The sequence below is a fragment of the Pseudomonas sp. UBA6753 genome (genome assembly GCF_002453565.1).
GTDB lineage: Bacteria > Pseudomonadota > Gammaproteobacteria > Pseudomonadales > Pseudomonadaceae > Aquipseudomonas > Aquipseudomonas putida_Z.
Map to the genome: position 1 here is coordinate 51,039 of NZ_DKHD01000021.1, position 7,613 is coordinate 58,651.

The 7,613-nt window shown below is 66.2% G+C and carries 6 protein-coding genes; 1 reads left to right on the top strand and 5 read right to left on the bottom strand.

The features are described 5' to 3' along the window. Positions 1–81: 81 nt before the first annotated feature. From B2790_RS08145 to B2790_RS08165, 5 genes are read right to left on the bottom strand one after another with little or no spacing between them, the layout of a single operon-like run. Positions 82–1,146 (bottom strand): 2,3-butanediol dehydrogenase, encoded by a 1,065-nt coding sequence (locus B2790_RS08145; RefSeq protein WP_230386520.1) that lies wholly within the window; start codon positions 1,144–1,146, stop codon positions 82–84. Between the two features lie 52 nt (positions 1,147–1,198). Next, positions 1,199–2,305 (bottom strand): acetoin dehydrogenase dihydrolipoyllysine-residue acetyltransferase subunit, encoded by a 1,107-nt coding sequence (locus tag B2790_RS08150; protein ID WP_137162903.1) that lies wholly within the window; start codon positions 2,303–2,305, stop codon positions 1,199–1,201. Continuing rightward, the gene (locus B2790_RS08155) at positions 2,302–3,324 is read right to left on the bottom strand and encodes an alpha-ketoacid dehydrogenase subunit beta (RefSeq protein WP_085693246.1); all 1,023 of its coding nucleotides are present in this window, start codon (positions 3,322–3,324) and stop codon (positions 2,302–2,304) included. Before B2790_RS08155 ends, B2790_RS08150 begins: the two co-directional genes overlap by 4 nt. Before the next feature lie 33 nt (positions 3,325–3,357). Then, positions 3,358–4,335: a thiamine pyrophosphate-dependent dehydrogenase E1 component subunit alpha gene (locus B2790_RS08160; protein WP_085592049.1), complete on the bottom strand. Its 978-nt coding sequence runs from the start codon at positions 4,333–4,335 to the stop codon at positions 3,358–3,360. Positions 4,336–4,357: 22 nt separating this feature from the next. Continuing rightward, complete coding sequence (locus tag B2790_RS08165) at positions 4,358–5,413, bottom strand: ATP-NAD kinase family protein (protein ID WP_137162904.1); 1,056 nt, start codon at positions 5,411–5,413, stop codon at positions 4,358–4,360. A 283-nt stretch (positions 5,414–5,696) separates the two neighbouring features. On the opposite strand from B2790_RS08165, the gene B2790_RS08170 reads away from it, so the two are divergent. Beyond that, a complete protein-coding gene (locus tag B2790_RS08170) occupies positions 5,697–7,550 on the top strand; it encodes a sigma-54-dependent Fis family transcriptional regulator (protein ID WP_286918593.1) in 1,854 nt (617 codons plus the stop codon). Positions 7,551–7,613 lie beyond the last annotated feature (63 nt).

Sequence of the window (7,613 nt, forward strand, 5' to 3'; positions counted from 1 at the left end):
CGAAGCCGGTGCCATCCACCGAGTTGCCTGTTTCGCGGGCACGCCCGCTCCCACAGGTTCCGTGTTGCCTTTGAGGTGCAATCAGCGCACGCCCGGCGAAACGATGATCTTCACGTTCTCCTCCTTGTTGTTGACCAACTCCTCGAAGCCCAGCTCGACAATCTGCTCCAGCCCGATCCGCCCGGTCACCAGCGGGCGAATGTCCAGCCTGCCGTCAGCGATGAAGGCAATCACATCGGCAAACTCGCCGTTGTACGCCAACGCTCCCAGCACCTGCTTTTCGGTGGACACCAGTTCGAAGAAGTTGAACTCGCTAGGCTCCTCGAATATCCCCACCAACACGCACTTGCCCGCCTTGCGGATGGTGTCGATGGCCAGCTTGGCCGTGTGCTTGTTGCCGATGCATTCAAAACTCACATCCGCCCCCAGCCCGGCAGTCAGCTTGCGGATTTCCGCCAGGGCGTCGCACTGGCTGGGGTCCAGCACCACGCTGGCGCCAACCTCTTTGGCCTTGGCCTTGCGTGCCGAGGACATTTCCAGGGCGATCACCTGCGCCGCGCCTGCCGCCTTGGCACACATGATGGTGCACAAACCGATAGTGCCGGCTCCAACTACCACCACCGTCTGGCCAAGCAGGCTACCGGCCTTCTTTACCGCATGCATGCCCACCGCCAGCGGTTCGATCAGCGCCCCGGCCTCTGCCGGGAAACCCTGCGGCAACCGGTACAGCAGGTTGGCGGGCACGTTGACCAGTTCGGCAAAGGCGCCGTTGTTCATCAGGCCGGTGAAGGCCAGGCGCTCGCAGATGTTGTACAGGCCGTGGGTGCAGTAGTAGCAGGTGCCGCAATGCTGGCAGGCGTCCGCAGCCACCGGGTCACCGACGGCAAAACCTTCCACGCCTTCACCCAGCTTGGCGATCTGGCCGCAGAACTCGTGGCCGAGGATGCACTGGCCCTGGATGCCGGTCAGCGGGTGTGGTGCCTCCACCGGGATGAATACCGGGCCGGCGACGTATTCGTGCAGGTCGGAGCCGCAGATTCCGCACCAGTCCACCTTGATCTGCACCCAGCCGGGCGCAGGGTCGGCCGGCAGGGGCACCTGTTCGACGCGAATATCATTGCGGCCATGCCAGACGGCGGCACGCATGTGGGGGTGGCTCAGGTCATTCATTGTTGTTCTCCAGACTCACGGAAAGGGCTTAGTGCTTGCGCAGGAACGCGAGCAGTTGCTGGTTGACCTGTTCGGCCGCCTCCATCTGCACCATGTGCCCAGCCTCGGGCAGCACCAGCACTTCAGCCTCCAGCCCTTCGGCATGGCTGGCCGGGATGATCGCGTCCTTGCCGCCCCACACCACCAGGGCCGGGTGCTGCCCCAGCACCCCGCGCAGATCGTGGCGCTGCCGGTCGCCGTCGGCGATGGCCGATGCCAACAGGCGCAACGCGTCGTCCACCCCTTCCAGGCGCTTGAACTTGAGCATGTCCTCCAGCATCTGCCGGGTGACCAGTGCCGGGTCGGCAAACAGCTGCACCATCTGCGGCTTGAGGGCATTGCGGTTGGCGGCAGCGACGAAGCCTTGCAGGTACTGCCCGTTGATCGCCTCGCCCAGCCCGGCACTGGCCACCAGGCTCAGGCTGGCCACCCGCTGCGGCGCCAGGCGCGCCACGTTCAGGCTGACCGCGCCGCCCATGGAGTGGCCGGCCAGGTGGGCCTTGGCGATGTCCAGGTGGTCGAGCAGGGCCAGCACGGTTTCGCTCAACTCATCCAGGTCGCCCCGTTGCAGGGCCTTGGCCGACTCGCCATGGCCCGGCAGGTCGAGGGCGATCACCCGTCGCTCGGCAGCCAGCGCCGGGTGGTTGAATAGCCAGTTGTTGAGGTCACCGCCAAAACCATGCACCAACACCAGTGGCGTGCCACCTTCGCCCAGCTCGAACCAGCGCAGCAGGCGGCCCCCCACTTGCCCCTTCTGCGGGGCCGGCCCCTGAGCCTGGTCGGCGCCACCCTCGGCGACGAACTCGGCCTGGAAGCGCTGCACCACGGCATCGATTTCAGCTTCTTCGGCTTCGCCTTCCACCACCACCGCCAGCAGGGCACCGACCGGCAGGGTTTCATCAGGCCTGGCCACCTGGCGGCGCAACACTCCGCTGAACGGGGCTTCGACGCTGCTGCTGATCTTGTCGGTCTCGACGTCCAGCACCTCGTCGCCCTTGTTGATTTCGTCACCTTCCTGTTTCAGCCAGGTATCCACCCGGCCCTCGGTCATCGACAGGCCCCACTTGGGCATGGTCAGGGTATGGATCTGGCTCATGCGGCACTCCTTGCGGCTTCGATCACTTTGCGTACCGCAGCCTCGATCTTCGCCGCGTCAGGGATGTACAGGTCTTCCAGGGCATCGGAGAACGGCACGGGAGTATGCGGGGCGGTGACCATTTCGATCGGGCCCCTGAGCGCGCCGAAGGCCTTCTGTGCCACCAGCGCGCTGATGTCGGTGGCCATGGAGCAACGCGGGTTGGCTTCGTCGATCACCACCAGGCGGCCGGTCTTTTCCACGCTTTCCAGGATGCTGTCCTCGTCCAGCGGGCTGGTGGTGCGCAGGTCCAGCACCTCGCAGTCGATACCCTGGCGGGCCAGGTTGTTGGCTGCTTCCAGCGCCACATGCACCATGCGGCCATAGGTGACCAGGGTCACGTCGTCACCATCGCGCAGGAAGTTGGCTTCGCCGAACGGCACGGTGTAGACCTCTTCCGGCACCTCGCCTTGCATGCTGTACAGCAGCTTGTGCTCGCAGAAGATCACCGGGTCGTTGTCGCGGATCGCCTGTATCAACAGGCCCTTGGCATCGTACGGCGAGGACGGGCAGACCACCTTCAGGCCGGGAATGTGCGTCCACAGCGAGGTGAGCATCTGCGAGTGCTGGGCCGCCGCGCGCAGGCCGGCGCCGTACATGGTGCGCATCACCAGCGGGGTGACCGCCTTGCCGCCGAACATGTAGCGGAACTTGGCGGCCTGGTTGAGGATCTGGTCCAGGCAGCAGCCGGCGAAGTCGACGAACATAAGCTCGCACACCGGGCGCAGGCCCTGGGTGGCAGCACCGACGGCGGCGCCGACGTAGCCGATTTCCGACAGCGGCGCGTCGAGCACGCGCCCCGGGAACTGGTGGTAAAGGCCCTTGGTCACGCCCAGCACGCCACCCCAGGCGTCATCCTCGCCGGGGGCACCGGCGCCGCCGGCAACGTCTTCGCCAATGATGAACACCGTGTTGTCGCGGCGCATTTCCTGGGCCAGGGCTTCGTTGATGGCCTGCTGGTAGCTGATCTTTCTTGCCATGGTGATTCTCCTGTTGTTCTTGTAATCCGCGGCTCAGGGGTAGGCGACGTAGACGTCGGTGAGCAGGTCGGCGGGCTGTGGCTTGGGATCGGACTTGGCGCGGCGCACGGCGTCTTCGATCAGGTCCTCGACGCGGGCGTCGATGGCGTCCAGTTGCGCAGCCGTGAGCAGGCCGGCGCGGGTGGTCTTGTTGCGGAACTGCATGAGGCAGTCGCGGGATTCGCGCAGGTTCTTCACTTCGTCCGGGGCGCGGTAGGTTTGTGCATCGCCTTCGAAATGGCCGTAGTAGCGGCTGAGCTTGACCTCGATCAGCGACGGGCCTTGCCCGGAGCGTGCTCGTTCGATGGCAGCACCGGCGGCCTCGTACACGGCAAAGAAATCGAAACCGTCGATGGTGACACCGGGCATGCCGAACCCGGCGGCGCGGTCGGCGATATGGTCGCAGGCAACCGACCAGGTCGAGGCGGTGGCTTCGGCGTAGCCGTTGTTTTCGGCCACGAAGATGCACGGCAGGTTCATGATCGAGGCCATGTTCATGGCTTCGAACACGGCGCCTTCGTTGGAAGCGCCATCGCCGAAGAAGGCCACCGACACATCGTCGCTGCCCTTGATCTTGGCAGCCAGCCCGGCCCCGGCTACCAGCGGTGCACCGGCACCGACGATGCCGTTGGCGCCGAGCATGCCTTTTTCCAGGTCGGCGATATGCATCGAACCGCCCTTGCCACCGCACACGCCGGTCTTCTTGCCGTAGATTTCGGCCATCATGCCGTACACGTCCACGCCCTTGGCGATGCAGTGGCCATGACCGCGGTGGGTCGAGGCGATGCAGTCGCTGTCGCGCAGGTGGGCCATGACCCCCGCCGCGGAAGCCTCTTCGCCGGCATACAGGTGGACGAAGCCGGGGATCTCGCCGGTGGCGAACTCCACGTGCAGGCGTTCTTCGAAGGCGCGGATGGTGCGCATCACTTCATAGGCATGCAGCAATTGTTCGGTACTGAGTTGATTGGACATCTTGTTGTTCTCCAGGGTTGTCTCAACACGGGTTTGCAGGGTGCAACCGGTGGCCGCGCGGTACGGCCAGCAGGTGATGGCGGGCGGCATGCGCCAGCACGGCCTCGACATCCACGCTCAACGGGCCTTGGTGATCGAGGGTGATGGTGGGGGTGTCGTGCTCGGCAAATTCGATTTCGCGCTCGCCGTCCAATGCCAGGGTGCCGCTGGCCAGGCTCAGGCGATGGGCTACGCCGGGCGTCAGCGGGCCGCTGGCGGTGATGCCGCAGCCTTGCAGGAGGCCGGGTGCCAGCGGCGCGAGCAGCGCCTGCTCGGCGCCGGGGTTCAGGCGTACCCAGGCGCCGTGCGGGTCCTGGCGCGAGACCGGGCACCACAGGCCGCACAGCGCCGAGAGGCCGATGGCATGGGGTTCGGCGAAACAGGCGAAGACTTCGCAAAGGTCCTCGCTGCGGCTCAGGGCCCGAGCGCCGATGAAGCGCTGGGGCGACACCGCCACCTCCACCAGGGCCCATTCGGCAAGCTGTTGTTCGGGCACCTTCACCAGCAGGCGCTTGTTGCGGCGCAGGCCGATGCTGGCCGGTACCCGGCCGCTGGCAAGCAGGCCGCCGGCCAGGCCGGCGCTGGTGGCTTCGCGCAGTTCGGGGAAGGCATTGTTGGTGCCGGTGGACAAGGTCAGCAGCGGTACGTCACCGGCCTCGGCAGCGACTGCCTTGTGGGTGCCGTCGCCGCCGAGCACGGCGATCATCGCCACACCGCGTTCGACCATGCGGCGGGTGGCCAGGCGGGTATCGGCAACGGTCTGGGTCAGCGGCAGGTCGAGTATTTCGATGGCCGGCCAGTGCTGGTCACGGGCGACCGGGCCCTGGCTGGCCTTGAGCACGGCGGCGGCAATGCCGGTCATGTCACTGGGCAGCAGCACCTGGCCGATGCCGGTGGCACCGAAGGCGGCCAGCAGACGCTGGATCGCCGAAGCCTTGTCGGTGCTCGAATAGAGCCCGGCGTTGGCGGTCAGGCGGCGCAGGTCGCGGCCAGAGGCAGGGTTGGCAATGATCCCGACGGTCGGGGCGGGTAGCGGCATGGCGCACCTCGTATTCTTGTTTGTCAGGGCAGGAGCAAGCACGGTGCCAGCTTCTTTTGAATTGGCTGAAATGCCTGCAATAGACCGGTTTGATTACGATCATGCAGGTGCTGATGGTTCTGCTGGCGAGACGCCCGGTGCCAGTGCGGGGCCGACCTTGCCGAGACGCTGAGACGCTGCGTCTCAAGCGGGCCGGTAATCACGCAGTGCTTGTCGGGGCATGCCCGGAAGCGCTTAATGGCCGGACAACGATAAAAACAGCAACGAGAACCGGAGGGCCTGAATGCTTGCCGCGAACTCCCGAGCCCATGTCGACTGCGTCAGCAGGGTGCTGAAGAATGCCGACCGCCTGCCGCAGGCGCCGGTGCCACCGCTGATCCTCGATTCATGGCGCCGTTCCATGGAGCTGTACCGCCTCGACCCTGGGTCCCAGCAGGGGCCGCGCATCCTGTCCCAAAGCCTGCTCAACGAATGCCGCGAGCGCGCCGAACTGTTCCTGCGTATCGCCAGCGATGCCGTGGCCCGCTTGCATGAACGGGTGCGCGGTGCCGACTACTGCGTGCTGCTTACCGATGCCTTGGGGCGCACCATCGATTACCGAGTCGAGTCGGCCATCCGCAACGACTGCCGCAAGGCCGGGCTGTACCTGGGCACCTGCTGGTCGGAGGGCGAGGAGGGCACCTGCGGCGTGGCGGCGGTGTTGACCAGCAAGGCACCGGTCACGGTGCACAAGCGCGACCACTTCCGCGCTGCGTTCATTGGCCTGACCTGTACGGCGGCACCGGTGTTCGACCCGTTGGGCGAGTTGCTGGGCGTGGTGGATGTCTCGGCCTTGCAGTCGCCGGACGACCGCCGCAGCCAGCACCTGATCCGCCAACTGGTCGAGCAGACTGCCCGCGAGATCGAAAATGCCTTCTTCATGCACAGTGCCCAGGGCCATTGGGTGATGCGTGCCCATGGCACGCCGGGCTATGTGGAAAGCCAGCCCGACTACCTGCTGGCCTGGGATGGCGATGGCCGCCTGCAGGCGATCAACAGCCTGGCGCGCCAGCGGCTGGTGGAGCACTTGGGGCGTTTGCCCGAGCACATTGGCGAGCTGTTCGACATGGACCAGCTGCGCCGCGTGAACGCATCGTCCGCTCAACGCCTGCCGGGCCTGGGTGGGCTGTACGGCCGGGTCAGCGCACCCCGCCAGCGCCAGCGTGTGCAGCCGTTGCGCCAGGCCCAGGACGCCCGCATCGAGCAGCATTTGCGCCTGGCCACGCGGGTCAAGGACTGCAACCTGGCGGTGCTTGTGCAAGGCGAGACGGGGGCCGGCAAAGAGGTGTTCGCCCGCCAGCTGCATCAGCAAAGCCTGCGTCGCGATGGCCCGTTCGTCACCCTGAACTGCGCGGCCATTCCGGAAAGCCTGATTGAGAGCGAGCTGTTCGGCTATGTGGCCGGGGCCTTCACCGGGGCTTCCAGCAAAGGCATGCAGGGGCTGTTGCAGCAGGCCGATGGCGGTACGCTGTTCCTCGACGAAATCGGCGACATGCCGCTGAACCTGCAAACCCGGTTGCTGCGCGTGCTGGCCGAGGGTGAAGTGGCGCCGCTGGGCGCGGCGCGGCGGGAGCGGGTGGATATCCAGGTGATTTGCGCGACCCACCGCGATTTGGCGGCGATGGTGGAGGATGGGCGTTTTCGTGAGGACCTGTACTTCCGCCTGGCCAATGCCCGCTTCGAGTTGCCGCCGCTGCGCGAGCGTGAGGACCGCTTGGGGTTGATTCACCAGTTGCTGGCCGAGGAGGCCGAGGCCTGCGGGGTCGAGGTGGTGTTGGCGGATGATGCGCTGCAGGCGCTGCTGGTTTACCGCTGGCCGGGGAACTTGCGCCAGCTGCGGCAGGTGTTGCGCTATGCCTGTGCGGTGAGTGAGGGCGGGCGGGTGCAGGTGCAGGACCTGCCGCAGGAAGTACGCGGCGAGGTGGTCGCTTCGGCTGAAAGCAGCATGTCCTGTCCGGCTCGGCAGTTGCTGCTGGATGCGCTGATCCGCCATCGCTGGAAGCCCGCCGATGCGGCGCGGGCTTTGGGAATATCGCGGGCGACCTTGTACCGGCGGGTGCATGAGCACCACATCGAGATGCCGCGGATGAAGGGGTAGGGCCCGGGGGCTGCTTTGCAGCCCAATCGCCGGCAAGCCAGCTCCCACCTCGACCGCATAGAC

Bases quoted from the DNA above. Each gene is read 5' to 3' on its own strand.
- B2790_RS08145 (WP_230386520.1), bottom strand. From the start codon at position 1,146: ATGCGTGCCGCCGTCTGGCATGGCCGCAATGATATTCGCGTCGAACAG.
- B2790_RS08150 (WP_137162903.1), bottom strand. From the start codon at position 2,305: ATGAGCCAGATCCATACCCTGACCATGCCCAAGTGGGGCCTGTCGATG.
- B2790_RS08155 (WP_085693246.1), bottom strand. From the start codon at position 3,324: ATGGCAAGAAAGATCAGCTACCAGCAGGCCATCAACGAAGCCCTGGCC.
- B2790_RS08160 (WP_085592049.1), bottom strand. From the start codon at position 4,335: ATGTCCAATCAACTCAGTACCGAACAATTGCTGCATGCCTATGAAGTG.
- B2790_RS08165 (WP_137162904.1), bottom strand. From the start codon at position 5,413: ATGCCGCTACCCGCCCCGACCGTCGGGATCATTGCCAACCCTGCCTCT.
- B2790_RS08170 (WP_286918593.1), top strand. From the start codon at position 5,697: ATGCTTGCCGCGAACTCCCGAGCCCATGTCGACTGCGTCAGCAGGGTG.